Origin of the sequence: Kineococcus aridisoli (assembly GCF_050871885.1) — a bacterium.
Taxonomy (GTDB): Bacteria; Actinomycetota; Actinomycetes; order Actinomycetales; family Kineococcaceae; genus Kineococcus.
The window spans coordinates 48,582-75,350 of record NZ_JBJLSF010000008.1; the positions used below are offsets into that span (position 1 = coordinate 48,582).

Here is a 26,769-nt window from a genome sequence, read left to right on the forward strand (position 1 = left end):
ACGAGCACCGTCCGTGCCAGGCTGGCCCCGCACCGGTCGGGGGGCCGGGACGATCCGCGGAGGGGGACCATGGCGCAGCTGCGCACGTCGATCGCGACGGTCAGCCTGGCCGGCACGCTGCCGGAGAAGCTGCGGGCGGCCGCGGCGGCGGGCTTCGACGCGGTGGAGGTCTTCGAGCCCGACCTGCTCTCGTGCCCGCTGACCCCGGCGCAGGTGCGCGAGCTGGCCGCCGAGCGCGGGTTGGGGATCTCGCTGTTCCAGCCGTTCCGCGACCCCGACGACGTCGACCCCGCCGCCGTGCGCCGCACGGTGCACCGCCTGCACCGCAAGTGCGAGGTCGCCCGCGAGCTGGGCACCGACCTGCTGCTGGTGTGCTCCTCGGTGCACCCGGGGGCCGTGCGCGAGGACGGCCGCCTCGCCGAGCAGCTGCGGGCGCTGGCCGAGGTCGCCGCCGGGCACGGGGTGCGGCTGGCCTACGAGGCGCTCGCGTGGGGGGCGCACGTGCGCGACTACCGCCACGCGGCGCGCGTGGTGGCGGCCGCGGACCACCCCGCGCTGGGCAACGGCGTGGACTCCTTCCACGTGCTCTCCCGCGGTGACGACCCGGCGGACATCGCCCGGATCGGCGCGGACAAGCTGTTCTTCTACCAGGTGGCCGACGCGCCGCGGCTGCCGATGGACGTCCTGCCGCTGAGCCGGCACCACCGCTGCTTCCCCGGCCAGGGGGGTTTCGACCTGGCGGGCTTCCACCGCGCCGTCCTGGCCAGCGGGTACTCCGGCCCGGTGTCGCTGGAGGTGTTCAACGACCTGTTCCGCCAGTCCGACCCGGCGGCGACGGCCGTGGACGGGATGCGCTCGCTGCGCCACCTGGCCGAGCTCACCTCCCCCGACGCGCTGCCGGCCGCGCCCCGCCCCGGCGGCTGGGCGTTCGCGGAGGTGTCGGCGGCGCCGGGGCCCGCCCGCGACGTCGAACGGCTGCTGGGGGCGCTGGGGTTCACCCGCACCGGGGTCCACCGGCGCGGGGACGTCGACCTGTGGAGCGGCGGCGGGGCGCGCATCGTGCTGAACCGCCGGCGCCCGGACGTGCGGGCGCAGCTGTCCTCGCTGGGGCTACGCACGCCGGCCCCGCACGCGCTGGCAGAGCGGGCGCGCGAACTGCTCGCCCCGCTGGTGCACCGGCCCGTCGGCCCGGGCGAGGCCGACATCCCCTCGCTCGTGGCGCCGGACGGCACCTGGGTGCAGTTCTGCGAGGACACCCCCACCGGCGGCTGGCTGGACGACTTCGTCGCGGTGGCGGACGAGCGGCCCGCGGCGCGGGGCGGCGCGGTGGTGGAGATCGACCACGTGGCGCTCCCCCAGCCGTTCGCGGGGTTCGACACCGCCTCGCTGTTCCTCACCGCGGTGCTCGGCCTGCGCGCGCACGAGGTCGCCGAGGTGGCGGCGCCGGACGGCCTGGTGCGCAGCCGCGCGCACACCAGCGAGGACTCCTCCATCCGGATCGCGCTGAACGTCGGGCCGACCGCCGCGCAGCTGCGGGGACGGCCGCTGGCCTCCGGGCACGTCGCCTTCCGCACCGAGGACGCCGTCGGCGCGGCGCGGGCCTTCCGCCGCGCCGGCGGGCAGCCGCTGGCGGTCCCCGCGAACTACTACGCCGACCTGGAGGCCCGCTACGGCCTCGACCGGGAGCTCCTCGCGACGCTGGCCGAGCTCGGCCTGCTCTACGACCGCGACGAGCACGGCGAGCTGCTGCACTTCTTCACCCGCTCGGTGAGCCGGGAGTTCTTCGTCGAGGTCCTCGAACGGCGCGGGGGCTACCGGGGTTTCGGCGCCGCGAACACCCCGGTCCGGCTGGCGGCGCAGCGCCGGGCACCCGGTGCGGAGGCGGAAGCGCTGCCGCGCAACGGGTGAGGTGCGCCTGGCCCGAGGACGGCCCGCACACCACCGCGGTTCAGGCGAGGGCCGCCCGCAGGCCGAGCTCGGCCAGCAGCCGGTCGGTCGCCTCCTTGGTGCCGGCGTTGATGGCCTCCACGGCCTCGCCGAGGCGGAAGCGGTCGACGCCGAGGCGTTCGGGGCGCTGCCCGGCCGGGGCCTCGACGAGCCCGGCGATCGCGTCGGCGACCTCGCGGGGGTCCGGCGGCACGGGGGCGGCGAAGGCGGAGCCGATGCCGCGCACGACCGCCTGGGCCATCTCGAGGGCCGCGGCGTAGTCGGGGACGACGCCGGTGTCGGCACCCTGCACCTGGGAGGCGGCGAGGTTGGTGGGGAACGCCCCCGGCTGCACGATCGAGACGTCGATGCCCAGCGGACGCAGTTCGTAGCGGTAGGCCTGGGCGAGCGCCTCGACGCCGAACTTGCTGGCGGAGTAGGCGCCCATGGCGGGCAGCGCGAGCCGCCCGGCGCCGCTGGAGAGGAACACCAGCAGCCCGCTGCGCCGGCTGCGCAGGTGCGGGAGCACGGCGCGCGCGACGCGCTGCGGCCCGACGACGTTGGTGTCCAGCAGGTCCAGCAGCTGGCCGCTCGTCACGCTCTCGCCGACCCCGGTGAGGGCGTAGGCGGCGTTGTTGACGACGGCGTCCAGGTGGCCCACCCGCTCCAGGGCCGCTGCGACACCGGCGTCGACGGAGGCGTCGGAGCGCACGTCGAGGCCGACGACGACGACGCGGCCGGGGCCCGGGGTCGCGGTGAGCTCGGCCGCGGCGGGCCGGTCCCTGCCCTGCGGGTCGCGCAGGGTGGCGACGACGGTGTGGCCGCGCTCGGCCAGCACCTGCGCGGTGCGGCGGCCCAGGCCGCTCGAGGTTCCGGTCACCAGGACGGTGCTGGTCATGCGTCCTCCTTCGGGAGCTTTTCGGTCAACAGATGTATACCCAAGTCGGCGCCTCTCGGTCAACACCTGTGTACCGAAGGGGCGGGCTCCGTATGCTCCGTGCCATGACCTCCAGCGGCACCCCTGCCGGGCGGCGCGAGCGCGCCGCCGCGACCAGGGCGGCGATCCTGTCCGCGGCCCGCGAGGCGTTCTCCGAGCGCAGCTACGACGACGTCGGCCTGCGCGAGGTCGCCGGCCGGGCCGGGGTGACCGCCGCGATGGTCAACCGCTACTTCGGCACCAAGCAGGAGCTGTTCCGCGAGGCCGTCGGCACCGAGGACCCCACCCCGCCGCAGCTGAGCAGCACCCCCCGCGAGGAGTTCGGGCGCGAGCTCGCGGCGCTGCTGGTGCGCGGCGGGCACGCTCCCCGGCCCGGCGGCCCGGACGCGGCGCCCCACGACCCGCTGGTGCTGCTGCTGCGCTCGGCCGGCTCCGCCACCGCCCGCCCCGTCCTGCGCGAGTACGTCGAGCGCAGCGTCGTCCCGCCGCTGACCGCCTGCTTCGGCGCCGACGACGACGCCGCGCGGGAGCGGGCCGTGCTCGTGCTGGCGCTGCTGCTGGGGACCGACGTGCTGGGCCGCATGCTCGGCGTGGCGCCCCTGGACCCCGCGAGCGCCGCGGGCTCCCCCGCGCTCGAGCGCGTGCTGGCCGGGGTGCTGCAGGCCGCCGCCGACTCCTGAGGCGGTGCCTCAGGGCAGCAGGACGATCCGGCCCTGGGCGTGCGGGCGCTCGGCCATCGCGAAGGCGTCCTGCACCCGCTCCAGCGGGAACGTGCCCGCGATCGGCACGTGCAGGCGCCCGTCGGCGACGAGGCCGGCGAGCTCGGCGAGGACGTCGGAGCGGTCCTCGGGCGCGCAGCGCGCGGGCCGGCCGAACTCCAGGTCCGCCTCCCAGCCCACGGTGGCCGCGCACCGGGACTCCTCGGCCCCCAGCGCCGCGGCCAGCGGCTCGACCTCGGTGCCGGTGGTGTCCACGACGACGTCGACGCGGGCGGCGCGGCGGCGCACCGCCGCGGCGAGGTCGGCCAGCGGCGCCGCCGCGACGGCGTCCGCGCCGTGGGCGTGCAGCCAGTCGTGGTGGGCCGGGTCGGCGACGCCGATCACCTCGGCCCCGCACAACCGCGCCAGCTGCACCACGAGGGTGCCGACGTCGGAGCTGGCGCCGAGCACCACGACGACGTCGCCGTCGGCGACCCGCACGGCCTCCACGCACGCGTAGGCGGTGAGCCCGGCCACGGCCAGGGCGCCCGCGACCTCCCAGCTCAGCCCGGCCGGCTTGGCGACGACGGCCTCCTCGGTCACGACGACGCTCTCCGCGTGCCCGGCACCCTGCTGGCTCCAGCCGAGGACCTCCTCGCCCACGGCCACGCGCTGCACACCGGGGCCGACGGCGGTGACCACACCGGCGAACTCGGCGCCCGTGCTCGCCGGGAAGGCCATCGGGTACAGCTGCGCGAGGGCCCCCTCGCGGGCCGCGGACTCCCCGGCGGTGATGCCGCTGGCGCGGACCGTCACGCGCACCTCGCCGGCGCCGGGGTCGCGCTGGGGCACGTCGACGACGTGCAGCACGTCCGGTCCGCCCCAGCGGTCGAAGCGCACCAGTCTGCCCACCCGAGCCTCCCGATCCCCGCTCGTCGTCCGCCGTGTGGGGCGCAGCCTGTCCTGGATGGGCGCCGCGGGCAAGCCCGGGCGCGGGCGGCACCCTCAGCCGGGCTCGCGCAGGTGGGCGGTGAGCAGGTCCGCGCACGCCGCGATCGCGCCCCGGTGCACGACCTCGTAGCCGTGGGTGCTCAGCGTGGGCAGGCACAGCAGCCCGGCACGGGCGGTCTGCCCGGACGCCTTGGCGTTGGAGGCGTCGGACTCGAAGCTGCTGAAGACCGCGGGCGTCGGGGGCGTGCCCAGCCGCCGCCCGAGGGCGAGCAGGCGGTCGGCCAGGGCCGCGTCGTAGACGACGGCCGCATCGCGGTAGGCGACGATCGGCGCGGGCCCGACGGTGGTGGCGTACTCCGGTTCGGCCGGCCCGACCTCCAGGGAGATCGTCGTCTCCGCCGGCAGCGTCCGGGCCGCGTAGGCGGCGCCGATGCCGCCCATCTCCTCGGTGCTGCTGAACAGCAGGTGCACGTCGCCCGCCGGGCGCGGGCCGGCGGCCAGCTCCCGCGCCGTGCGCAGCAGGGCCGCCACGGCCGCGCGGTCGTCGAGGAAGTAGCAGCCCAGGTGCTCGCCGAACTCCACGAGGGTGCGCTTGCTGCGGTGCACGCACACCCGCGTGCCCGCGTGCACGCCGGCCTCGGCCAGCTGCTCGGGCGAGCAGCCGGTGAAGACGGAGACGTGGTCCCAGTCCAGCGCCCGGTCCCCGCCGTCGGGCTTGGTCTCCCAGATGCGCGCGCTCTCCCGCGTCGTGTGCTCCGAACCGAGCGCCAGCACCGCGGTCAGCTCCCGGTGGTCGCCGAGCACGGCGACCGGCCCGAGGCCGAAGTTGCCCGGGTACATGGTGCCCAGCTGCTCCACGTGCAGGCGGCCGTCCGGTTCCACCCGCTTGACGATCATGGACAGCTCGTCGAGGTGCGCGGTCACCGTGGTGGCCGGCGCCCGCCCCGCGCCGTCGACGCGGGCGACGAGGTTGCCGGCGGGGTCGGTCCACAGCGCGTCCACCACGCCCTCGAGCTCGCGGGCGCACACGGCCCGCACGGCCTCCTCCCGCCCGCACGGGCCGTAGGTGGCCAGCAGCTCCTGCAGCAGTCCCACGTCCAGCGGGGAGTCGCGCGCGGTGTCCACGCCCCACACCCACCGCGTGCGGGTCCGCCCCGCTCCCCCGAGACTCGGGGCGACCCCGACCGCGCTCCGGGACGCGACCGCCACGAGGAGGCACCGCCGTGCAGATCGGCTACAAGCTCGCCACCGAGGCCTTCGGGCCCAAGGAGATCATCCGGCAGGCCGTCGCGGCCGAGGAGGCCGGCTACGACTTCGTCGAGATGAGCGACCACTTCCACCCCTGGCTCGACGTGCAGGGGCACTCGGGGTTCACCTGGAGCCTGCTGGCGGCGATCGCGGCCAAGACCGAGCGGATCGGCCTGGTCACCGGCGTCACGTGCCCGTCGGTGCGCTACCACCCGGCGATCATCGCGCAGGCCGCGGCGACCCTGGCGATCGTCTCCGACGGCCGCTTCACCCTCGGCGTGGGCGCCGGGGAGCGGCTCAACGAGCACGTCGTCGGCCGCGGCTTCCCCGGTGTCGCCGAGCGCCACGAGCGCTTCCGCGAGGCGCTGGAGATCATCCACCTGCTGTGGCAGGGCGGGTACCGCAGCTACGAGGGCAAGCACCTGCGCCTGGAGGACGCCCGGGTGTTCGACCTGCCGGAGCAGCTGCCCGTCGTCGCCGTCGCCGCCAGCGGGAAGGCCTCGGCGAGGATCGCCGCCGAGCTGGGCAGCGGGTTGTTCGCCACCGAGCCCAAGACCGCGATGGTGCAGGCGTGGAAGGGCTTCGGCGGCTCCGGCCCGGCCTACGCGGAGGTGCCGATGGCCTGGGCGCCCGACGAGGGCTCGGCGGTGGAGGCGGTGCTGGAGAAGAGCCGCTGGGCGGTCACCGGCTGGAAGGTGATGTCGGAGCTGCCGAACCCGGCCAACTTCGACGCCGCCACGCGGACGGTGGGCGAGGAGCACGTCAGGGCGCAGTTCGCGGTCGGGCCGGACCTGGCCGCGTACCTGCCCGTCGCCCAGCAGTACGTCGACGCCGGGTTCGACCACCTGGTCACCCAGAACGCCGGTCCCGACCCGGACGGGTTCCTCGACTTCGCCGCCACGCGGCTCATCGCCGCGCTGCGGGAGCTGACGCCCTCGGCGTGAGCGGGACGCCGGCCGCGGGCGGCGGGCGGGTCAGCGCCGACCCGCCCGCCGGCGCAGCCGGGCGGTCACCACGACGAGGTCGAGCAGGGCCAGCACCGCCAGGGCGAGCAGCACCCAGCCCGGGGCGCTCGAGCCGCCGGGCGGCGGGTCCGTGCGCAACCACAGCGCACCCAGCACCGCGCAGACGACGAGGCCGAACGCGGCCAGCACCAGGCGCAGGCGCAGCGGCGAGCGGGCCGTGCGCGGTTCGGTGCCGGTGCGCCCGCGCGGCTGACCGGGTTCCACCCGCAGGCCGTCCTGCTCGGCCGGCCGGCTCGTGCGTCCCCCGCGGGGTCCTCCTGCTGCCATGCCCTGCAGGTACCCGCGCGGGGCCGGGCTCACACCCGGTCCCGGCCCTCCGCGCTCGTCAGCACGGCGGGCCGGCGTCCCCACCGGCGGCGGGGCAGGGCCGGCACGGCGGCGGGGGTCGCGCCGGTGGTCCCGGCGGCCTCGGCGGTGGCCTCGGCGGTGGAGGCGACGCCCGGTCCGGCGGGCGGACCGGTCACCGGCCGCCGCCAGGCGCCGGTGCCCCAGGCCCCGATCCAGACCGACGCCGCGGCGATGACGACGGCGCCCACGAGGTCGAGCAGGTAGTGCCAGCCGAAGTAGATGGTGGCCACCGCGGTCAGGGCGACGAAGCACCACATCGCGACCCGCAGGGGCTTCCACAGGCGCATCGCGTGGGCCACCAGCGCCGCCGTCAGGACGATCGAGACGTGCAGCGAGGCGAACGCCGCGATGCCGTGGATGCGGTCGGTGCCGAAGGGGTCGGCGAGCACGATGACCCGCGAGGTCATCAGGCTCTCCTGCAACGCGGAGACCTCCGTGGCGGGCAGGTCCGCGTAGGCGGCGGGGTCGGCGTAGATGGGACCCAGCGCCGGCAGCAGGTAGTAGGAGGCGGTGCCCAGCGCCCAGTTCAGGCACAGCGCGCTGACGTACCAGTAGCCGCGGCGCGGGTCGCGCGCCCACACCAGGGCGAACACGAGCGAGACGGGCACGAAGAAGAGGAAGAACACGTACACGACGGACAGCAGCTGGGCGGACACCGTCGTGCCCAGCAGCGCGTGCAGCAGCGGTGCCGGCCCGGTCCACGAGCCGGGGAGCAGGGCGTCGTCGAGGCGCATCAGCTCCGCGTCGTACAGCTCCGGGCGCAAGAACGGCAGGTAGCTCTTGAGGTTCCGGTACCCCACGTAGGTGACGTAGAACGTCAGCAGCCCGGCGGCGACGTACGCCAGCCGGGAGGCGGTCAGCCGCTCGCGCACCGCGCCCGCCACGGCCTCCTGCGCCGACCGGCCGGCGGCGCGGGCGGCGCGCGCCCGCAGCACCGCCCGCGGCAGCAGGTCCACGACGAGGAACAGCAGCACGAGAGCGGGCAGGCGCACGTAGCTCGGCCCCAGGAAGCCGTCCGGGTCGCGCAGCCGGATGCCCAGGTGGGCCGAGGCGGCGACGGCCAGGCCGCCGGTGAGCACCGCCACGGCGAGGGACACACCGACGAGGGCCAGCGGCCGCCCCGGGCGCGCGGGAGCCGGCGCGGCGGTGTTCACCGAGCGCTGGTCGTGCTTCAACCTCATGGACACCCCGTGGTGACGTCGATGTGCTAGCCGGGTGTTGGACTCCGGCGCATCGTGCCACGAACCGCACGCGGGGACGAGCCGCGGGCCCCCGACGGCCCGGCGTGTCAGCGGCGCAGCACCCACAGGTGGTAGGCGCAGCCGGTGCCCGCCCCCCGCGCGACGTGCGCGAGGCGGTAGCCGGCCGCCACCGCGCGCTCGTGCACGGCGGCGTCGGTCGGGTAGGCGGCCCGGAACTCCTCCGGCGAGCGGCTGGCGAGCACCAGCACGTCCGGCCGGCGGGCGAGCACCTCCTCGGCCCGCCGCTGCGGCGGCAGCGGCCCGGTCCGCTGCAGCAGCGGGTCGTTGAGCAGGAACATGTCCACGGCCGTGCGCCCGGCCCGCGCGGGGACCAGGCCGGCGTCGGAGACCCCGTACGTCGTGCTCGCCGGCGTGGTCCGCAACCAGGCCGCGGCCTCGGCGCGGGCGCCCGCCTTGCACGCCGTGTAGCGCTGCTGCCAGCGGTCCACGCGCTCGGCGCCGCCGTCCGGCGCCAGCAGCGCGGCGGCCGCCGCCGCGACGGCCAGGACCACCGCGACCGGCTGGCGCGCGCGCCGCGGGGCGAGCCCGGCCAGCCGCACGAGGGCGACCCCGGCCAGCAGCGCCAGCACCGGCCAGGCCGGCAGCAGGAAGCGGCTGAAGGCGTTGGCGCTGTCGAGGGTGCCGATGGAACCCGCGGCGTGCACCAGCGGCGGCACCAGCAGCAGCCGGGCCCGCCCGCGCACCAGGACGGCGCCGAGCACCGCCGGCACCACGACGACGGCGCTCTGGTCGAGGAACTTCTCCAGCACCTCGAACGGCGCCCCCGTCCCCGCCTTGTAGAGCACCGAGTTCGGCAGCAGGTGGCCGTAGACGCCCCAGCGCAGCGCCTCCAGCGCCAGCTGGGCCGCGCACGGCAGGCCCGCCAGCCACAGCAGGCGGCGCAGCGACCCCGGGCGCGGCCTGCGGCGGCGCAGCAGCGCGAGCACCGTGGGCAGCTCGCCGAGGCCGACGACCGCGGCGACGACGAGCAGCCCCTCGGGGCGCCACCACGGCAGCGCGGCGAAGGCGGCCGCCGCCAGCGGCGCCCGGCCGCCGTCGGGACGGGCCAGCTGGAGCGTCCCGGCCGTCAGCAGCGCCGCGACCGGCAGCGTCTCCAGCCCGCCGACGGCCCAGGCCGCGAACGGCGCGCTCGCCGCCGTCAGCAGCGCTCCCGCCGCGGCCGCGCCCCGGCCGACCACGGCGCGCCCGCCCAGGCCCACGAGCAGCACGCACGCCACGCCCCCGGCGACCCCGAGGACCTGCGCCGTGCGCAGCGCGGAACCGCCCAGGGCCACCACCAGCGCCTCCAGCAGCACCAGCAGCGGGTTGCTCGCCCCCTCGACGACCGGGCCGCCGGGGTTCCACACCCAGCCCGCCCCGGCGGCGAGGTTCTCGGCGTAGCGCACGGTGATCCACGAGTCGTCGGTGACGAAGCCGCGCAGCCGCCAGGCCAGCAGCAGGTGCACGAGCACGGCCGCCGCGACGACGGCGCCAGCCCAGCTCACCCGCGGGCGGTGCGCGCGGGCCGCCCGCGCGGCGCTCCCGGCGCGCGGGGTGCTCCCCGGCGCGTCCCCCTCCTCGCGGGCGGGCGCGGCCAGGGGTGCTCGGCGTGCTGGCACGGCGCTCCCTCCTGATCGACGGCGCCGGCGGCGCCGGGCGCCGATGCTGCCACGCGCCCCCGGCACCGGCCACAGCGAGGGACGCGGCCCCCGGACCGGCCGGGGGGGGCAGGTGTGGGCGCGCGCAGCGGCGGGTACGGGAGGTGCATGGTCACCACGGACGAAGTGCTGAGCCGGATCCGCGACGTCACCTACCCCGCGGGCAAGGACGACCTGCTGGCGGCCGCTGAGGCCGCCGGTGCGAGCGAGGAGGTCCTCAAGGCGCTGCGGGCGGTCCCCGTCGAGGACTACGCCAACGCCGCGGAGGTCGCGCGCTCCGTCCCCACCGAGGAGGAGCCGACCGACGCCCGCACCGCCGCCGAGCAGGCCCGCGGGCAGGCGACCTCGCACGTCGCCGCCGGCGAGCGGCCCGTGCCGCCGGACCCGACGGACACCTGAGCGCCGCGGGCGCCGGGGCGGGACCTCCCGGCCCGGCGCCCGTCCGCGCACCGGCGACGGCGGGTCGTCCGGCGGGACCGGCCGGCGGGTCAGCCGGTGGGGTCAGCCGGCGTGCGGCCGCGCGGCCCGCACGTCCTCGCGGATGCTGGCGAGCGTCTCCTCCGGCCACAGCGGCCCGACGCGCTTGAGCTCGGCGAGGCCGGCGGAGCCGAGCGCTGCCGCACCACCGGCGTAGAGGGCGGTCGCGAGGAACGCGGCGGTGGGCGCCGGGAGCACCTTGCCCAGGGTCCGGACGACGAAGGTCGCCGACGTCCCCGCGGCGAGGGCGCCGAGCACGGCGGCACCCCCCAGGAGGGCGGCACCCTTGGACGCCTCCTTCGCCTTGTCGAGCAGTTCCTGCTGCCCCTTGCGCACCTCCGCGCGCACCAGCTGGGCGGTGTCGGAGGTCAGCTCGTCGACGAGCTGACCCGCCGTGCGGTTGGGCTGTTCGGTCATGGTCGTCCCCTCTCAGCGGTCACCCGCCCCCTGCCCCCCGCACGCCCGGCTGAAACACCGGCCGGGGCACCGGCCCGGCGTGCGCGGGCGCCCGCGGCGGGGAAGCATGGCGGCACCGGACCCGGCGCGCACCGCGCCGGCGCGGTGCCCGGAGCAGGAGGTGGCGAGGTGGCCCAGGACGACGACCCCCGGACGAGCCCCCGGACGGCGGGACGCGCGCGGCGGACCCGTCGCACCGCGGTCGCGGGCATCGCGCTCGTGCCGCTGCTCGCGGTGGGCGGCTGCACCGGCGGCGGGGGGGCGTCGGCGCCCGCGGCGGTCAGCGGGCCGGCCGGGCAGGAGGCGGGCACCGCGACGGCCTCGTCGCAGGAGACCGCCGCGAGCGCCGGGTCGCAGGCGGAGACGCTGGAGGACTCCTACCAGCGGGTCATCCGCCAGGTGCTGCCCTCGGTGGTGGAGATCCGCACCGGCAGCGGCCTGGGCAGCGGCGTCGTCCTCGACGACGCCGGCAACATCGTCACCAACGCCCACGTGGTGGGCACCGCGACGAGCTTCCAGGTGCAGTTCGCCAACTCCCCCACCTCCTACCCGGCCACCCTCGTCGGGACCTACCCCGCCAACGACCTCGCGGTCGTGCGGGTCCAGGGGGCGCCCGACCTGCAGCCGGCGACGTTCGGCGACTCCGACGAGGTCGAGGTCGGTTCCCTGGTCCTGGCGATGGGCAACCCGCTGGGGCTGTCCAGCAGCGTGACCAACGGCATCGTCTCGGCCACCGGCCGCACCGTCTCCGAACCGCCCAGCGAGGCCGCACCGGGCGGGGCGACCCTGCCGGGCACCATCCAGACCTCCGCCTCGATCAACCCCGGCAACAGCGGTGGCGCCCTCGTCGACCTCGACGGGGAGGTCATCGGCATCCCGACGCTGGCGGCGATCAGCCCGGAGCAGGGCGGGGCGGCCCCGGGCATCGGCTTCGCCATCCCCTCCAACACCGCCGAGGACATCGCCGGGCAGCTGATCCGCGACGGCCGGGTCACCGACTCCAACCGCGCGGCGCTGGGGGTCTCCGTCACGACGCTGGCCGACCGCTCCGGCCAGCCGGCGGGCGTCGGTGTCGTCTCCGTGGAACCCGGCGGGGCCGCCGAGACCGCGGGGATGCGCGCCGGTGACGTCATCACCGCCGTGGACGAGCAACCCGTGCGCAGCGCCGCGGAGCTCTCGGCGGTGCTCGCCGGGCTGAGCGTCGGCGACGCGGTGCAGGTCACCGCGAGGCGGGGCGGTGACGAGCAGGTGTTCCAGGTGGTGCTCGGGGAGCTGGCGGTCGGCTGACCCACCGGCGCCGGGGCCCGCGGGAGCCGGTTGAACGCGCGAGCACGCCGTGACGGGGGAAGGATCGCACCGGCAGCGCAGGACGAACCGGAGGAGAGTTCAGTGAAGGCCGTCGTCTACCAGGGCCCCAGGGACGTCGTCGTCAAGGAGGTGCCCGACGCCCGCGTCGAGGACCCCACCGACGCCGTCGTCCGCATCACCACCACCAACATCTGCGGTTCCGATCTGCACATGTACGAGGGGCGCACCTCCGTGGAGGAGGGCAAGGTCCTCGGGCACGAGAACATGGGGATCGTCGAGGCCGTCGGCGCCGGCGTCCAGCGGGTGAAGGTCGGTGACCGCGTCTCGGTCCCCTTCAACATCGGCTGCGGCTCCTGCCGCAACTGCGTGCACGGCTGGACCTCGTTCTGCCTGCGGATGAACCCCATCGAGGGCATGGACGGCGCCGCCTACGGCTACGCCAACATGGGCCCCTACGACGGCGGGCAGGCGGAGTTCCTGCGGGTTCCGCACGCGGACTTCAACCTGCTGCACCTGCCCGAGGGCAGCGAGCACGAGAACGACTTCACGATGCTCTCCGACATCTTCCCCACCGGCTGGCACGGGGTGGAGCTGTCGGGGATGGTCCCCGGCGACGACGTCGCCGTCTTCGGCGCCGGCCCCGTCGGGCTGATGGCCGCGCACAGCGCGCTGCTCAAGGGCGCGGCGCGGGTGTTCGTCGTCGACAAGGAGAAGGACCGCCTGGCGCTGGCCGAGAGCATCGGCGCGGTCCCCGTGGACTTCTCCACCGCCGACCCGGTCGAGCAGATCACCGAGGCCACGAACGGGCGCGGCGTGGACCGCGGCGTGGAGGCCGTCGGCTACCAGGCGCACGACCCGTCGGGCCAGGAGCACCCGGAACTGGTGCTGGACAACCTCGTGAAGGTGGTGCGCGCCACCGGTGGGATCGGTGTCGTCGGCGTCTACATGCCGCAGGACCCGGGCGCGGCGAGCGAGGGCGCCCAGCAGGGCCGGATCGGCTGGGACTACGGGACGTTCTTCACCAAGGGCCAGTCGATGGGCACCGGCCAGGCGCCGGTGATGCGCTACAACCGCCAACTGCGCGACCTCATCGTCGCCGGCCGCGCGAAGCCGGGTTTCATCGTCTCCCACGAGCTGCCGCTGGAGCAGGCGCCCGAGGGGTACCGGAACTTCGACGACCGCGTCGACGGCTGGACGAAGGTGCTGCTGCACCCCGGCAGCTGAGCCCGGCGCACCCCGCGGGCGTGTCGAGGACGCCCCGTCCCGCGGGGGGCGCGGCCCGGCCGTAGGCTCGGGCGCGTGCTCGGACTACCAGACGGTGTGACGGCCCTGCTCTTCGACCTGGACGGCGTGCTGACGAACACGGCCGCCGTGCACAACGGTGCGTGGACGGCCACGTTCGACGCCTACCTGCGCGAGCGCGCGCAGCGCACCGGCGAGCCGTTCCGGCCGTTCGACCCCGTCGAGGACTACAACGCCCACGTCGACGGCAAGCCGCGCGCGGACGGGGTGCGCGACTTCCTGGCCAGCCGCGGCATCGTGCTGCCGGAGGGCTCGCCCGACGACCCGCTCGACCAGCCCTTCGAGCAGGTCACCGTCGCCGGGCTGGGCAACCGCAAGAACGCCGACCTGCTGCGGCGCATCGCCACCGACGGCGTCGAGGTCTACGAGGGCTCGCGCCGCTACCTGCGCGCCGCGCGCGAGGCGGGGCTGCGCCGGGCGGTCGTCTCCTCCAGCGCCAACACCCGCGAGGTCCTGGAGGTCACCGGCCTCGTGGAGCTCGTGGAGGCCCGCGTCGACGGGCTGACGCTGCGCGAGCAGGGACTGGCGGGCAAGCCGGCCCCCGACAGCTTCCTGGCGGGTGCGCGCGCCCTGGGCGTCGACCCCGCGCAGGCGGTGGTGTTCGAGGACGCGCTGGCCGGGGTGCAGGCCGGCCGAACCGGGGGGTTCGGCTTCGTGGTGGGCGTCGACCGCGTCGGGCACGCCGACGCGCTGCGCGCGCACGGCGCGTCCGTGGTCGTGCGCGACCTCGCGGACCTGCTGGAGGAGGGGCGTTGATCTCGCACGAGACCTTCCCCGTCGAGCCGTGGCGGGTGCGCGAGGCGCACCTGGACCTGGACCTGCTGGGGTCCGCGGAGTCGCTGTTCGCCCTGTCCAACGGGCACGTCGGGTTCCGCGGGAACCTCGACGAGGGGGAACCGCACCACCTGCCGGGCACGTACCTGAACTCCTTCTACGAGGAGCGCCCGCTGCCGTACGCCGAGGCCGGCTACGGCTACCCGGAGATGGGCCAGACCGTCGTCAACGTCACCGACGGCAAGATCATCCGGTTGTTCGTCGACGACGAGCCGTTCGACGTCCGCTACGGGGTCCTGCACTCGCACGAGCGGGTCCTGGACCTGCGCGCGGGCACCCTGGTGCGCACCGCGGACTGGACCTCCCCGGCGGGCAAGCGGGTGCGGGTGCGCTCGACGCGGCTGGTCTCCTTCGTGCAGCGCGCGGTCGCGGCCGTGGACTACGTCGTCGAGGCCGTCGACCAGCCCGTGCGCCTCATCCTGCAGTCGGAGCTGGTGGCCAACGAGGTGCTGCCGGAGCAGTCCGGGGACCCGCGCGTGGCCGCCGCGCTGCGCGAGCCGCTGGTCTCCGTCGAGCACGACTGCGGCCGCGCGGGCGCCACGCTCGTGCACCGCACCCGGATGAGCCAGCTGCAGATGGCCGCCGGCATGGAGAACCACGTCGACGCGCCCGGCCGGGTGGACGTGGAGACGCACGACGCGCAGGACTGGGCGCGCACCACGGTGGTGTGCTCGCTGGCCCCGGGCGAGCAGGTGCGGCTGACGAAGTTCCTGGCCTACGGGTGGTCCTCGCTGCGCTCGCAGCCGGCGCTGCGCGACCAGGTGGCCGGGGCCCTCAGCGGTGCCCGCTACACCGGGTTCGAGGGGATGCTCGCCGAGCAGCGCGAGTACCTCGACGAGTTCTGGGACGCGGCCGACGTGCAGGTGGACGGCGACGCCGAGGTGCAGCAGGCGGTGCGGTTCGCGCTGTTCCACGTGCTGCAGGCCGGCGCCCGCGCCGAGCAGCGCGGGATCCCCGCCAAGGGGCTGACCGGTCCCGGCTACGACGGGCACATCTTCTGGGACACCGAGGCCTACGTCCTGCCGGTGCTCAGCTACACCGCCCCCGAGGCGGCCGCCGACGCGCTGCGCTGGCGCGCGTCCACGCTGGAGACGGCCCGCCAGCGGGCCAAGGAGCTGCACCTGCGCGGCGCGGCGTTCCCGTGGCGCACCATCCGCGGGACGGAGTCGTCGGGGTACTGGCCGGCGGGCACGGCCGCCTTCCACGTCAACGCCGACATCGCCGCGGCCATCGAGCGCCACCGCATCGCCACCGGCGAGACGTCGCTGGAGACCGACGGCGGGCTCGCGGTCCTGGTGGAGACCGCCCGGTTGTGGATGTCGTTGGGCCACCACGACATCCACGGTGTCTGGCACGTCGCCGGGGTCACCGGCCCGGACGAGTACACCGCCGTCGTCGACGACAACGTCTTCACCAACCTGGCGGCCGCGCAGAACCTCAAGGTGGCCGCGCAGGCCTGCGGCCGCCACCCGGAGCTGGCGCGCTCGCTCGGCGTGGACCTGGAGGAGATGGCGTCCTGGCGCGACGCCGCCGACGCCGTGCACGTCCCTTACGACGAGGAGCTGCGCGTCCACCAGCAGTGCGCGGGTTTCACGCGGCGCCCGGAGTGGGACTTCGAGGAGGACTCGAAGTACCCGCTGCTGCTGAGCGCCCCGTACTTCGACCTCTACCGCAAGCAGGTCATCAAGCAGGCCGACCTGCTGATGGCGCTGTTCTGGTTCGCCGACCGGTTCTCCGCCGAGGACAAGGCCCGCGCGGTGGACTACTACGAGCGGCGCACCGTCCGGGACTCCTCGCTGTCCGCGGCCATCCAGGCGGTCACCGCGGCCGAGGTGGGACACCTGGAGCTCGCGCACGACTACCTCTACGAGGCGGCCAGCGTCGACCTGCGCGACCTGCACCACAACACCGGTGACGGCCTGCACATCGCCTCCCTCGCCGGGACGTGGCTGGCGCTGGTCAACGGTTTCGGCGGCATGCGCGACGTCGGCGGCTCGCTCGTGTTCGACCCGCAGCTGCCGCAGGGCATGACCCGCCTGAAGTTCACCCTGCGCTGGCGCGGCACGAAGGTGGGCGTCGACATCCGCCCCGACGAGGTCGAGTACTCCGTGCGCGACCACGGGTCGACTGTGGAGCTGCGGCACGGGGTGGAGAACCTGCGGATCACCGAGGGTTCCCCGGTGCGCCGGCCGCTGGTGCGCCGCGAGCCGCTGCTGCCCAGCCCGCAGCAACCGCCGGGACGGGCACCGCTGCACCGCCGCTCGCTGGGCTGAGCGAGCGGCCCACCACGTCAACGGCCGGCTTTCCCGGGTTCCCCGGGTTCCTCGAGCACGTGCTCGAAGCCGTCGGCACGCAGGCCGTCCGCCGACAGCAGCGAGCGCCGGTGCGCGTGCCGGGCGAGGACGTCCGCGGGCACCCGCTCCTCCGGTGCCCGGGAGGCGTCGCGGCGCAGCAGCTGCGCGACGTCCAGGGCGGGCAGCAGGACGGCGACGGCCGGCAGCCCGGCCGCCGCGGCGCGGGCCACGTGCACCCGCCGCTCGCTGCGCCGCAGGTGCGTGGCGTCCGCGAGGTAGCCGACGCCGAACCCCGCGAGCGCGTCGCAGCGGCGCGCCGCCCGGCGCAGCGCGGGCAGCGTGTAGGCCTGGGCGCCGCGGTCGGCGGCGCCGCGGTGCAGGTCCTCGGCCCGCAGCCGCCGGCGCAGGTCGTCGAGGCTGACGACGCACCCGGGGTCCAGCCCGGCGGCCACCCACCGCCGGCGCAGCGTCGTCTTCCCGCTGGCCGCCGCGCCGACGAGCACCACCACCGCCCGCGGCAGCGGCACCCCGGGCGGGTGCGTCACCGGGAGGCGCTCGCCGCGGGGGCGGTGCGCAGCGGGTCCGAGCGCACCTCGTCCAGCGCCCGCTTGACCGCGCCGAGCACCACGACGTCGCGTCCCAGGGCGGAGGCCGCCACCAGCGGGCGGGGCGGGTCGAGGTAGCCCGGCAGGTCGCGGGTGACCACCTCCACGAGCGGCTCGGCGGAGCCGGCCACCCCGCCCGCGACCACGACGAGCTCGGGGTCGAACAGGCTGGCGAGGGTGACCACGACCCGGGTCAGGCGCTGCCCGGCGCTCTCGACGGCCGCGAGCGCGCGCGGGTCACCGGCGCGGGCGGCGGCGAACACCTGCTGGGCGTCGACCTGGACGCCGGCCCGGGCGTCGACCTGAGCGCCGGCCCGGGCGTGGGCGCCGCCGCCCGCGGCCACCTCGCCCGCACCGGCCACCTCGCCGGCGCCGTCCGCGCCGTCGGCGCGCACCAGCTCCCGCACGACCTTGGCGAGGCCGTCGGCCGAGCCGACGCCGTCGACGAGGCCGAGGTAGCGCATCTCCCCGGCACCCCCGCGGGCGCCGCGCAGCAGCCTGCCGTCGCCGACGACGCCGGCCCCCAGCCGCTCGCCCGCCAGCAGCGTGACGTGGTGGCGCACCCCGCGGCCGTGGCCGCGCCAGTCCTCGGCGAGGGCGGCCAGGTTGGCGTCGTTGTCGACGACGGCGCGCCAGCCGCGGCGCCGGGTCAGCTCGGCCGCCAGGTCCGGGTTCATGAACTCCCAGTAGGGGTTCCCCGAGAACGCGGTGCGCGAGTCGGCGCCGACGGGGGCGGGCACGCCGACGGCCAGGCCCAGGACGCGGGGCCCCGCGCCGGCCTCCTCCCGCACGCCGGCGGCGGCGAGCGCGTCGAGGACGGTCCGCTCGACGGCCTCGACGCGCTCGCCGACGGGGGTGGCGTCGAAGAGGTGGTCCACCTGCCGGGTGACCGTGGCCAGCTCCCGGCCCTGCAGGTCGGCGACGCGGGCGGCGATGCGGTGCTCGCCGGCGTCGACCCCGACGACGGCACCGGCGTCGGCGGCGAAGGCGTAGCGGCGCGCGGGGCGGCCCTTGACGTAGTCCCCGTGCTCGCGCTGGTTGGCCAGCTCGACGAGCCAGCCGAGGTCGATGAGCTCCTCGCACACGGCGTGCACGGTCGCCCGCGACAGCCCGGTGGCCGCCATGAGGTCGCTGCCGGTCACGGGGCCGCGCTCGGCGCGCAGGTCCCAGGCGTGGTGCAGCACGGCGAGGACGTTGTCGTCGCGCAGCCGGCGCACCGGCGACGCAGGACTCGTGGCCGCCATCCCTTGACCTCCTCCGCTGTCGTGGCCACACTTTAGCGAGCACCTAGATTTAGGGCGTCAATGAAGTGCTCCACCTCCACCGCACCCCCGCCGACGAAGCCGGAGAGCCCGTGACCACGACCGCGCCCACCCGAGCAGAGCCCCGAACCCTGGACGCCACCTGGTGGCGCCAGGCCGTCGTCTACCAGGTCTACCCGCGCAGCTTCGCCGACTCCGACGGCGACGGGATCGGCGACCTGCGCGGCATCACCGCCCGGGTCCCGCACCTGGTCTCCCTGGGCGTGGACGCGGTCTGGCTCTCGCCCTTCTACCCCTCGGCCCTGGCCGACGGCGGCTACGACGTCGACGACCACCGCGACGTCGACCCGGCCCTCGGCACGCTGGAGCAGTTCGACGAGCTCGTCGCCGCCCTGCACGGCGCCGGCATCGCCGTGGTCGTCGACATCGTCCCCAACCACTCCTCGAACCGGCACCGCTGGTTCCGCGAGGCGCTGGCCGCCGGCCCCGGCTCCCGCGAGCGCGAGCGGTACGTCTTCGTGCGCGGGCGCGGCGAGCACGGCGAGCTGCCGCCCAGCGACTGGACCGCCGTCTTCGGCGGCCCGGCGTGGGAGCCGGTCGGCGACGGCGACTGGTACCTGCACCAGTTCGCCCCCGAGCAGCCGGACTTCGACTGGAACGACCCCGAGGTGCGCGAGGACTTCCTCACCACGCTGCGGTTCTGGGCCGACCGCGGGGTCGACGGCTTCCGCGTCGACGTCGCGCACTCGCTGGTCAAGGACCTGTCGCCGCCGCTGCCGAGCGCGGCGGAGCTGGCCGCCGACGACCTGCCCGACGGCGCGCACCGGCTGTCCGACCGCGACGAGGTGCACGAGGTGTACCGGCAGTGGCGCGCGGTCTTCGACGAGTACGACCCCCCGCGCACCGCGGTCGCCGAGGCGTGGGTGCCCGCGCACCGCCGGGCGCGCTACGCCTCCCCGGAGGGGCTGGGCCAGGCGTTCAACTTCGACCTGCTCACCTCCGACTTCGACGCCTCCTCCTTCCGGCGCGTCGTGGAGGAGAACCTGCGCCTGGCCCGGGAGTCCGGCACCTCCTCGACGTGGGTGCTCTCCAACCACGACGTCGTGCGGCACGTCTCCCGCTACGGCCTGCCCGACGGCACCGACGTGCCCGCGCAGGCGCGCTGGCTGCTGACCGGCGGCACCGACCCCGTCCCCGACCTGCGGCGGGGACTGCGGCGCGCCCGCGCGGCCACCGCCCTCCTGCTGGCGCTGCCCGGCAGCGCCTACCTGTACCAGGGGGAGGAGCTGGGCCTGCCCGAGGTCGCCGACCTGCCCGCCGAGGCGCTGCAGGACCCCACGTGGCGGCGCACCCGGGGCGGCGAGAAGGGTCGCGACGGCTGCCGCGTCCCGTTGCCGTGGACCGCCCAGGGACCCTCCTTCGGGTTCGGCGAGGGCGGTGCGCACCTGCCGCAACCGCGGTGGTTCGCCGACTGCGCGGTGGACGTCCAGGACGGCGACCCCGCCTCCACGCTGTCGTTCTACCGGGCCGCCCTCGCCTGGCGCGCCCGCCTGCAGGGCGCGGAGGAGCTGGAGTTCGTGGACGACCCGCAGGACGCGCAGGCCCAGCTCGTCCGCTTCCGCCGCCCCGGCGGCTGGACGTGCGTGACGAACTTCGGCACCGACCCGGTGCCGATGCCCCCCGGCGAGGTCGTGCTGCGCAGCGACGGGCCGGTCACCGCTCCCGACGGGACCCCCGGCGGGGTGCTGCCCGGCGAGACGACGGCCTGGCTGGTCGACGTGCGCTGACCCGCCGCGAGGCGGACCATCGGGGTCCGGGACCGCCGCGAGCGGTCCCGGGCGCACCGGTGCGGACGCCGGCCGGGCAGCCCCCGCCGGCGCCCCTGGAAGTCCGCGCGGACGACGACGCCCGCGCGTTCCACCCACACGGGAGACGACGACGTGCACCCACTCCTCCACTCCCCCAGCAGGCGCACCCTGCTGCGCGCCGCCGGCGCGGGCGCCGGGGCGGCCGCCCTGGCCGCGGCCGCCGGCTGCGGGAGCTCCACCGCGGCGAGCGGCCGGACGCGGATCCGCTTCCTCATGAACAAGCCCGAGGTCGTCGACCACTTCACCGACCTCGTCGCCCGGTACAACGCCGAGCAGGACGACGTGCTCGTCGTCCTGGACACCGCCCCCACCTCCGTCCTCGCGCAGTTCGTGCGCGGGGCGCCGCCGGACATCGCCTGCTACAACTTCCGCATCGAGGCGGCTAACCTCGTCCGGGCGGGGGTCCTGGCGGACCTGTCCGACCTGCCGGAGGCCGCGGGCATCGACCCCGCCTACCAGGACCTCGTCACCCAGTTCGCCTCCTACCAGGGGCAGACCAGCGCGCTGCCGTACTCCATCGGCACCGCAGGGATGATCTACAACGTCGACCTGTTCGAGCAGCACGGCGTGGCGGTGCCCACCACCTGGAGCGAGCTGCTCGCCGCCTGCGAGACGTTCACGGCCGCCGGGGTGGCGCCCTTCATGAACACCTACCGGGAGGTCTGGACGCTCGCGCAGGGGATGTTCGACTACACCACCGGCAGCGGTGTGGACGTGGCCGCCTTCCACGAGGGCCTGCAGGCCCTCGGCGCGGACGCCGGCCCGGACGCGGAGGTCTCCTTCACCCGCACCCTGGGGCCCGCCGTGGAGCGCATGGTGCAGCTCTCGCAGCTGGACAACCCCGACGCCCCGAGCCTGACCTACTACGACGGCAACCTGCGGTTCGGGCGCGGCGAGGCCGCCATGTACTTCCAGGGCCCCTGGGCGCTCGGGGAGATCGTCAAGGTGGACCCCGACATCCGGCTGGGCTCCTTCCCGCTGCCGGTGACCGACGACCCGGCGCAGGCGCGGGCCCGGGTCAACCTCGACCTGGCGCTGTGGATCCCGCGCGAGACCGAGCGCCAGGAGGCGGCCCGCGCCTTCGCGAGCTGGCTGCTGCGCCCGGACGTCGTCGACACCTACAACGCGGACAACTCGGCGCAGTCGCCGCGCACCGGCGCCCCGCCGCTGGCCGACGAGCGCCTGGCCGGGCTGCAGCCGTGCCTGGACGAGAAGCGCATCTACCAGGGCATCAGCACCTACGTGCCCGACAGCATCCCCGTCGGCAACTACGTGCAGGACGCGGTCCTGTCCGGGGACCCCGAGCGGCTGCTCTCCCGCCTCGACACCGACTGGCAGCGCCGCGCGCGGCGTGCCGCCGCCTGACCGGAGGACCCCGATGGCCACCACCAGCAGCCCCGTCCCCCGCTCCGGTGCCCGCACGCGCGGCGACCGCCCCGGCGACCTGCAGGTCCGCTCCGCGCCCGCCGCGCGGCCGCGCCGCCGCCGCGTCGAGGGCACCTACTACCTGTTCCTGCTCCCCGCCGTCGCGCTGTTCACCCTCTTCGTGACGCTGCCCGCCCTCTACGGCATGGTGCTCAGCCTCACGAACTCGATCGGCTTCGGCCGCTCCGACTTCGTCGGCCTGTCCAACTACGCGGTCCTGTTCACCGACCCGGAGGTGCTGCGCTCCTACGGCTTCACCATCGGGTTCTCCGTCGCGACGGTCGTGCTCACCAACGTCGTCGCGCTCGCGCTGGCCGTCGGGCTCAACGCGCGGATCAAGGCCAAGACGGCGCTGCGCGCGGTGTTCTTCCTGCCGATGGTCGTCTCCGGCATCGTCATCGCCTTCGTCTTCAACTACGTCTTCTCCACCTCGCTGCCCGCTCTCGCGGGCGCGCTGGGCCTGGAGTCGATGAGCACCAGCGTCCTGGCCGACCCGGACACCGCCTGGATCGCCGTCGTGCTCGTCACGGCCTGGCAGGCGGTGCCGAGCGCGCTCATCATCTACCTCGCCGGTCTGCTGGCGATCCCCGAGGAGGTGTACGAGGCCGCCGACCTCGACGGTGCCGGGAGCCGGCGCAAGTTCTGGTCCATCACGCTGCCGCTGCTGGCCGGCTACCTCGTCATCAACACGGTGCTCGGCTTCAAGAACTTCCTCAACGCCTACGACGTCATCGTCGGCCTCACCGACGGCGGGCCGGGCACGTCGACCCGCTCCGTCGCCATGACCATCTTCACCGGCTTCACCGGCGGCGACTACGCCTACCAGATGGCCAACGCGGTCGTCTTCTTCGTCGTCACGGTCGTCATCTCCGTCCTGCAGCTGCAGATCATCCGTCGTCGAGGAGTGTCGCTCTGATGGCCGTCACCGACCCCGCCACCGCGGCCTCCGTCGCCGGGCTCACCGGCGGACCCCGCCGCACCGCCGACCGCACCCCGCGCCGCGGCTGGGGCGTCACCGCCCTGCTCGTGCTCGCCGCGCTCACCGTCCTGCTGCCGCTGTACCTGGCCGTCGCGATGGCGCTGAAGACGCCCGAGCAGGCCGCCGCCGGTTCCGGGTTCACCCTGCCCTGGCCGTTGAACGTCTCCAGCTTCGCCGACGCCTGGACGCTGACCGGCTTCCCCCGCGCGTTCGCGGTCTCGCTGCTCATCAGCGCCGCGACGGTGGCCGGCACGCTGCTGCTGGCCTCCGTCGCCTCCTACGCCATCGTCCGCAACTGGCAGCACCGGCTGTTCCGGTGGAGCTACGTGTACCTGCTCGCCGCGATGTTCATCCCCTTCCCCGTGGTCGCGCTGCCGCAGGTCAAGCTCACCGGCGAGCTGGGCCTGGACAACCCCGGCGGGGTCGCGCTGCTGCACGTGCTGTTCCAGATGTCCTTCAGCGTGCTGCTGTACTCGGCGTTCCTGCGCTCCATCCCCGAGGAGCTGGAGGAGAGCGCGCGGCTGGACGGGGCGAGCACCTGGCAGGTGTTCTGGAAGCTGACGTTCCCGCTGCTGGCGCCGATGAACGCGACCGTCGGCATCTTCGCGTTCCTGGCCAGCTGGAACGACTACATGATGCCCTCGCTCATCACCAGCGACCAGAGCCTGCAGACCATCCCCGTCGTGCAGAAGATCTTCCAGCTGGCCTTCAGCACCGACTACAACGTCGCGTTCGCCTCCTACCTCATGGCGATCGCCCCGACGATCCTCGTCTACGTGCTCGCCCAGCGCTGGGTGATGTCGGGGGTGACCCGCGGCGCCATCAAGTGAGGCCGGTCACCGCCGGTCGCCGGCGACCGCGGGTTGCCGGTGACTGCGGGTTGCCGGTGACCGCGGGTTGCCGGTGACCGGCCGGGGTGGGAACGTCGGGTCGGGCCCCTCCCGGGTCCCCGGACGAGGGGTGCCGTACCCGGTCAGCGACAAGACGGCCCGCGGAGGTCGTCGTGTCCTGGTTCGTGCTCGTCCTGTCCGGTGCGCTGGAGGCGGTGTGGGCCACCGCGCTGGACAGGTCCCAGGGGTTCACCCGGCTGGTGCCGACGCTGGTCTTCGCCGTCGCGGTCGTCGCGAGCATGGGCGGGCTGTCGTACGCCATGCGCGAGCTGCCCGTCGGCACGTCCTACGCGGTGTGGGTGGGCATCGGCGCCGTCCTCACCGTCGCCTACGCGATGCTCACCGGCAGCGAGTCGGTGTCCGTGGCGAAGGTCGTCTTCCTCGCGATGATCGTCGGCGGCGTGGTCGGGCTGAAGGTCGTGCACTGACGACCAGCGCGCCGGCGGGCGTGCGCCGGCGGGGCGGTGTCAGCCGCGGCCGCGGTGCAGCCGCACGGCGTGCCGGGCCGCGGCCCGGCCCCGGCGGCGGTCCCCGGCGGCGTCGTAGGCGATGGCCAGCCGGTACCAGGCGCCCGCGTCGGCCGGGTCGGCCTCGACCTCGGCGCGGCAGCGCTGGAACATCGCCGCCCCGGCGGCGCGGTCGACGCGGCCGGAGGCGGTGCGCGACAGCTCGTCCACCGGCAGGGCCCCGCGCTCGGCGAGCTCCCGGCCCAGCCGCTCGGTGGCCACGCCGAACACCAGCTCGCGCACGACCGCCCAGGCCCCGACCAGCGGCAGCAGGAACAGCGCCACCCCGAGGGCGATGCCCGCCCAGTTGCCGGTGGCGATGAGGTCGGCGCCCAGGCGCCCCAGCAGCACGAAGTAGAACAGCAGCACCGCGCAGCAGACGGCGACGACGGCCTTGGTCCGCACGGCGCTCAGCCCAGGTCCAGGTAGTGCTCCAGGCCCACGGTCAGCCCCGGTCGCGAGGCGACCTGCCGCACGCCCAGCAGCAGCCCCGGCATGTAGGCGGCCCGGTCGTAGGTGTCGTCGCGCAGCGTCAGGGTCTCCCCCGGCCCGCCGAGCACGACCTCCTGGTGCGCGGTCAGCCCGCGCATGCGCACCGCGTGCACGTGGACGCCGTCGACGACGGCGCCGCGCGCACCGGGCAGCTGCTGCGTCGTGGCGTCCGGCGGGGGCGCCATCCCGGCCTGCGCCCGCGCGGCCGCGATGAGCTGCGCGGTGCGGATCGCCGAGCCGGAGGGCGCGTCGACCTTGGCGGGGTGGTGCAGCTCGACGACCTCGACGGACTCGAAGAAGCGGGCGGCCTGCTGGGCGAACCGCATGACGAGCACGGCCCCCAGGCCGAAGTTCGTCGCGACGAGCACGTTGCGCCCGGCCGCGCGCTGCCAGCTCCCGACCTGCGCCAGGCGCTCGTCGGTCCAGCCCGTCGTCCCCGTCACCACGTGCAGCCCCATGGCCAGGGCGCGCTCCACGTTGCCCATCACCGCGTCCGGCACGGTCAGGTCGACGAGGACGTCGGCGCCGCGGGCCGCGTCGAGGTCGTCCCCGCGCCCCAGGGCCGCGACGAGCTCGAGGTCGTCGGCGGCCTGCACCGCGGCGACGGCCTGCGAGCCCATCCGGCCCCGGGCGCCGGTGACCGCGACGCGGATCGTCACTGCACGACCCCCCGGAAGGGCGCCTCGTCGCCGAAGGGCCCCACGACGGTCACCGAGCGCGGCCGCGCGAGCAGGTCGGCCGCCAGCGCCTGCACGTCCCCGGCGCCGACCGCCCGGACGTTGGCCAGGACGCCGTCGATGTCGAGGAACTGCCCGTGCACGAGCTCCGCCTTGCCCAGGCGGTTCATCCGGGCGCCGGAGTCCTCCAGGCCCAGGACCAGGCCGCCGGCCAGCTGGCCGATGCCGCGGCCCAGCTCCTCGGCCTCCAGCGGCGCCGACGCCAGCTTCTCCAGCTCGGCGAGCATGAGCTCGGCGACCTGCGGCGCCTTGGCCGGCGAGCAGCCCGCGTACAGGCCGACGTAGCCGGAGTCGGCGTAGTTGGCGTTGAAGGAGTACACCGAGTACGCCAGGCCCCGCTTCTCGCGGACCTCCTGGAACAGCCGGCTGCTCATCCCGCCGCCCAGCACCGCGTTGAGGACGCTGAGGGTGAAGCGGCGCGGGTCCGTCGCGGTGATGCCCGTCATGCCCAGCAGCACGTGCGCCTGCTCGGTCTGGCGGTCCACGACGAGCGCGCGACCGACCTGCAGGCCGCCGCCGACCGTGCCGCTGGTGCGGCGCGGGCGCGGAGCCGCCTCGCCGAGGTCGCCGGCGGCGCGGTCCAGCTCGCGCTGCACCGCCGCGACGACCTCCTCGTGGTCCAGGCCGCCGGCGGCGGTGAAGACCAGCGTGGAGGGCTGGTAGTGCTCGCGGTAGTGCGCCCACACGTCGTCGCGGCCGACGGCGCGGATCGTCTCCGGCGTGCCGCCGATCGGGCGCGCCAGCGGGTGCTCGCCCAGGACGAGCTCGGCGAACCTCTCGTGCGCGACGTCGCCCGGGTCGTCGTCGTTCATCGCCAGCTCCTCGAGGATGACCTCGCGCTCGCTGGTGAAGTCGTCCTCGTCGAGCACCGCGGAGGTCACCATGTCGGTGACGACGTCGATCGCCATCGGCAGGTCGGCGTCGAGGACCCGCGCGTAGTAGGTGGTGTGCTCCTTGCCGGTGGCGGCGTTCGCCTCGCCGCCGACGGCGTCGAACGCGGTGGCGATGTCCATCGCGTCCCGGCGCTCGGTGCCCTTGAAGAGCAGGTGCTCCAGGAAGTGCGTCGAGCCGAAGTGGCCCTTCGTCTCGTCGCGGGAGCCGACCCCCACCCAGCAGCCGATGCTCGCCGAGCGCTGACCGGGCATGGCCTCGGTGAGCACCCGCGCCCCGCACGGCAGCACCGTGCGGGTGACGACGGCGCCGTCGGCCTCGGACAGGACGGTGGTGGCGGGAACCCCGCCGGCCGCCTCGGTGGGCAGGTCCACCGGGGCGGGCGCGACGGGGTTCCCGGAGCGGTTCAGC

General features: G+C 75.7%; 25 protein-coding genes and 1 riboswitch. Of the genes, 13 read left to right on the plus strand and 12 right to left on the minus strand.

All coding sequences use genetic code 11. The features are described 5' to 3' along the window. The first annotated feature begins 69 nt into the window (after positions 1-69). Complete coding sequence (locus ACRYM2_RS04010; RefSeq protein ID WP_432520053.1) at positions 70-1,908, plus strand: bifunctional sugar phosphate isomerase/epimerase/4-hydroxyphenylpyruvate dioxygenase family protein; 1,839 nt, start codon at positions 70-72, stop codon at positions 1,906-1,908. Between the two features lie 40 nt (positions 1,909-1,948). On the opposite strand, the gene ACRYM2_RS04015 is transcribed toward ACRYM2_RS04010, so the two are convergent. Next, positions 1,949-2,824 carry an SDR family oxidoreductase gene (locus ACRYM2_RS04015; RefSeq protein WP_432520054.1) on the minus strand — a complete coding sequence of 292 codons (876 nt, stop codon included), beginning with the start codon at positions 2,822-2,824 and terminating at the stop codon, positions 1,949-1,951. A 104-nt stretch (positions 2,825-2,928) separates the two neighbouring features. Between ACRYM2_RS04015 and ACRYM2_RS04020 the strand changes: the two genes are divergently transcribed. Further along, positions 2,929-3,543, plus strand: coding sequence for a TetR/AcrR family transcriptional regulator (locus ACRYM2_RS04020; protein WP_432520055.1), 615 nt, complete (start codon positions 2,929-2,931; stop codon positions 3,541-3,543). Between the two features lie 9 nt (positions 3,544-3,552). Here ACRYM2_RS04020 and ACRYM2_RS04025 read toward each other — a convergent pair whose 3' ends face one another. Together ACRYM2_RS04025 and ACRYM2_RS04030 are read right to left on the minus strand one after the other, a co-directional pair. Continuing rightward, the gene (locus ACRYM2_RS04025; RefSeq protein ID WP_432520057.1) at positions 3,553-4,473 is read right to left on the minus strand and encodes an NADP-dependent oxidoreductase; all 921 of its coding nucleotides are present in this window, start codon (positions 4,471-4,473) and stop codon (positions 3,553-3,555) included. Between the two features lie 93 nt (positions 4,474-4,566). Further along, the gene (locus ACRYM2_RS04030; protein WP_432520058.1) at positions 4,567-5,637 is read right to left on the minus strand and encodes a M42 family metallopeptidase; all 1,071 of its coding nucleotides are present in this window, start codon (positions 5,635-5,637) and stop codon (positions 4,567-4,569) included. Between the two features lie 98 nt (positions 5,638-5,735). Between ACRYM2_RS04030 and ACRYM2_RS04035 the strand changes: the two genes are divergently transcribed. Then, complete coding sequence (locus ACRYM2_RS04035; protein WP_432520061.1) at positions 5,736-6,704, plus strand: TIGR03557 family F420-dependent LLM class oxidoreductase; 969 nt, start codon at positions 5,736-5,738, stop codon at positions 6,702-6,704. Between the two features lie 30 nt (positions 6,705-6,734). Here the strand turns inward: ACRYM2_RS04035 and ACRYM2_RS04040 are convergent, their stop codons facing one another. The 3 genes from ACRYM2_RS04040 to ACRYM2_RS04050 form a co-directional block, all read right to left on the minus strand. Continuing rightward, positions 6,735-7,085, minus strand: coding sequence for a DUF6343 family protein (locus ACRYM2_RS04040; RefSeq protein ID WP_432520062.1), 351 nt, complete (start codon positions 7,083-7,085; stop codon positions 6,735-6,737). Further along, entirely contained in the window at positions 7,082-8,314 is a 1,233-nt protein-coding gene (locus tag ACRYM2_RS04045; protein ID WP_432520063.1) for a phosphatase PAP2 family protein, read from the minus strand. Before ACRYM2_RS04045 ends, ACRYM2_RS04040 begins: the two co-directional genes overlap by 4 nt. A 107-nt stretch (positions 8,315-8,421) precedes the next feature. Next, the gene (locus tag ACRYM2_RS04050) at positions 8,422-9,993 is read right to left on the minus strand and encodes a DUF8728 domain-containing protein (RefSeq protein WP_432520064.1); all 1,572 of its coding nucleotides are present in this window, start codon (positions 9,991-9,993) and stop codon (positions 8,422-8,424) included. Positions 9,994-10,140: 147 nt separating this feature from the next. Between ACRYM2_RS04050 and ACRYM2_RS04055 the strand changes: the two genes are divergently transcribed. Beyond that, entirely contained in the window at positions 10,141-10,431 is a 291-nt protein-coding gene (locus tag ACRYM2_RS04055; protein WP_432520065.1) for a DUF2795 domain-containing protein, read from the plus strand. A gap of 102 nt (positions 10,432-10,533) precedes the next feature. Here ACRYM2_RS04055 and ACRYM2_RS04060 read toward each other — a convergent pair whose 3' ends face one another. After that, positions 10,534-10,926 (minus strand): phage holin family protein, encoded by a 393-nt coding sequence (locus tag ACRYM2_RS04060; protein WP_432520066.1) that lies wholly within the window; start codon positions 10,924-10,926, stop codon positions 10,534-10,536. 168 nt (positions 10,927-11,094) lie between these two features. Here ACRYM2_RS04060 and ACRYM2_RS04065 point away from each other — a divergent pair, with 168 nt between their 5' ends. From ACRYM2_RS04065 to ACRYM2_RS04080, 4 genes are all read left to right on the plus strand, one after another. After that, positions 11,095-12,252 carry a S1C family serine protease gene (locus tag ACRYM2_RS04065; protein ID WP_432520068.1) on the plus strand — a complete coding sequence of 386 codons (1,158 nt, stop codon included), beginning with the start codon at positions 11,095-11,097 and terminating at the stop codon, positions 12,250-12,252. A 102-nt stretch (positions 12,253-12,354) separates the two neighbouring features. Next, positions 12,355-13,497, plus strand: coding sequence for a glutathione-independent formaldehyde dehydrogenase (locus ACRYM2_RS04070; protein WP_432520069.1), 1,143 nt, complete (start codon positions 12,355-12,357; stop codon positions 13,495-13,497). 75 nt (positions 13,498-13,572) lie between these two features. Beyond that, positions 13,573-14,331, plus strand: a complete 759-nt coding sequence (locus ACRYM2_RS04075) for an HAD family hydrolase (protein WP_432520070.1) — start codon at positions 13,573-13,575, stop codon at positions 14,329-14,331. Next, the gene (locus ACRYM2_RS04080; RefSeq protein ID WP_432520071.1) at positions 14,328-16,682 is read left to right on the plus strand and encodes a glycoside hydrolase family 65 protein; all 2,355 of its coding nucleotides are present in this window, start codon (positions 14,328-14,330) and stop codon (positions 16,680-16,682) included. The genes ACRYM2_RS04075 and ACRYM2_RS04080 overlap by 4 nt, the downstream gene beginning before the upstream one ends. A gap of 17 nt (positions 16,683-16,699) precedes the next feature. Here ACRYM2_RS04080 and ACRYM2_RS04085 read toward each other — a convergent pair whose 3' ends face one another. Then, positions 16,700-17,248: an AAA family ATPase gene (locus tag ACRYM2_RS04085; protein WP_432520072.1), complete on the minus strand. Its 549-nt coding sequence runs from the start codon at positions 17,246-17,248 to the stop codon at positions 16,700-16,702. Next, a complete protein-coding gene (locus ACRYM2_RS04090) occupies positions 17,245-18,552 on the minus strand; it encodes an ROK family transcriptional regulator (protein WP_432520073.1) in 1,308 nt (435 codons plus the stop codon). The genes ACRYM2_RS04085 and ACRYM2_RS04090 overlap by 4 nt, the downstream gene beginning before the upstream one ends. Positions 18,553-18,662: 110 nt before the next feature. Between ACRYM2_RS04090 and ACRYM2_RS04095 the strand changes: the two genes are divergently transcribed. The 5 genes from ACRYM2_RS04095 to ACRYM2_RS04115 all read left to right on the plus strand — a co-directional run bounded on the left by ACRYM2_RS04095 (position 18,663) and on the right by ACRYM2_RS04115 (position 24,160). After that, on the plus strand, positions 18,663-20,357 hold the full coding sequence (locus tag ACRYM2_RS04095) for a glycoside hydrolase family 13 protein (protein WP_432520074.1): 1,695 nt from the start codon (positions 18,663-18,665) through the stop codon (positions 20,355-20,357). A 153-nt stretch (positions 20,358-20,510) separates the two neighbouring features. Beyond that, on the plus strand, positions 20,511-21,803 hold the full coding sequence (locus ACRYM2_RS04100; protein ID WP_432520075.1) for an ABC transporter substrate-binding protein: 1,293 nt from the start codon (positions 20,511-20,513) through the stop codon (positions 21,801-21,803). A gap of 13 nt (positions 21,804-21,816) precedes the next feature. Further along, entirely contained in the window at positions 21,817-22,779 is a 963-nt protein-coding gene (locus ACRYM2_RS04105) for a carbohydrate ABC transporter permease (RefSeq protein ID WP_432520076.1), read from the plus strand. Beyond that, complete coding sequence (locus tag ACRYM2_RS04110) at positions 22,779-23,672, plus strand: carbohydrate ABC transporter permease (protein ID WP_432520077.1); 894 nt, start codon at positions 22,779-22,781, stop codon at positions 23,670-23,672. The genes ACRYM2_RS04105 and ACRYM2_RS04110 overlap by 1 nt, the downstream gene beginning before the upstream one ends. Before the next feature lie 98 nt (positions 23,673-23,770). Further along, positions 23,771-23,836, plus strand: a riboswitch (guanidine-III (ykkC-III) riboswitch). Between the two features lie 9 nt (positions 23,837-23,845). Further along, entirely contained in the window at positions 23,846-24,160 is a 315-nt protein-coding gene (locus ACRYM2_RS04115) for a DMT family transporter (RefSeq protein WP_432520078.1), read from the plus strand. 39 nt (positions 24,161-24,199) lie between these two features. Here the strand turns inward: ACRYM2_RS04115 and ACRYM2_RS04120 are convergent, their stop codons facing one another. The 3 genes from ACRYM2_RS04120 to ACRYM2_RS04130 are packed head-to-tail and all read right to left on the minus strand — an operon-like array spanning position 24,200 to position 26,768. Beyond that, positions 24,200-24,643, minus strand: a complete 444-nt coding sequence (locus tag ACRYM2_RS04120) for a hypothetical protein (protein WP_432520079.1) — start codon at positions 24,641-24,643, stop codon at positions 24,200-24,202. Between the two features lie 5 nt (positions 24,644-24,648). Continuing rightward, the gene (gene dapB / locus ACRYM2_RS04125) at positions 24,649-25,389 is read right to left on the minus strand and encodes a 4-hydroxy-tetrahydrodipicolinate reductase (protein ID WP_432520080.1); all 741 of its coding nucleotides are present in this window, start codon (positions 25,387-25,389) and stop codon (positions 24,649-24,651) included. Next, positions 25,386-26,768, minus strand: a complete 1,383-nt coding sequence (locus tag ACRYM2_RS04130) for a M16 family metallopeptidase (protein WP_432520097.1) — start codon at positions 26,766-26,768, stop codon at positions 25,386-25,388. Before ACRYM2_RS04130 ends, dapB begins: the two co-directional genes overlap by 4 nt. Position 26,769 lies beyond the last annotated feature (1 nt).

Excerpts from the sequence above, each read along its gene's own strand:
- ACRYM2_RS04010 (WP_432520053.1), top strand. The coding sequence starts at position 70 with ATGGCGCAGCTGCGCACGTCGATCGCGACGGTCAGCCTGGCCGGCACG.
- ACRYM2_RS04015 (WP_432520054.1), bottom strand. The coding sequence starts at position 2,824 with ATGACCAGCACCGTCCTGGTGACCGGAACCTCGAGCGGCCTGGGCCGC.
- ACRYM2_RS04020 (WP_432520055.1), top strand. The coding sequence starts at position 2,929 with ATGACCTCCAGCGGCACCCCTGCCGGGCGGCGCGAGCGCGCCGCCGCG.
- ACRYM2_RS04045 (WP_432520063.1), bottom strand. The coding sequence starts at position 8,314 with ATGAGGTTGAAGCACGACCAGCGCTCGGTGAACACCGCCGCGCCGGCT.
- ACRYM2_RS04055 (WP_432520065.1), top strand. The coding sequence starts at position 10,141 with ATGGTCACCACGGACGAAGTGCTGAGCCGGATCCGCGACGTCACCTAC.
- ACRYM2_RS04060 (WP_432520066.1), bottom strand. The coding sequence starts at position 10,926 with ATGACCGAACAGCCCAACCGCACGGCGGGTCAGCTCGTCGACGAGCTG.
- ACRYM2_RS04090 (WP_432520073.1), bottom strand. The coding sequence starts at position 18,552 with ATGGCGGCCACGAGTCCTGCGTCGCCGGTGCGCCGGCTGCGCGACGAC.
- ACRYM2_RS04105 (WP_432520076.1), top strand. The coding sequence starts at position 21,817 with ATGGCCACCACCAGCAGCCCCGTCCCCCGCTCCGGTGCCCGCACGCGC.
- ACRYM2_RS04110 (WP_432520077.1), top strand. The coding sequence starts at position 22,779 with ATGGCCGTCACCGACCCCGCCACCGCGGCCTCCGTCGCCGGGCTCACC.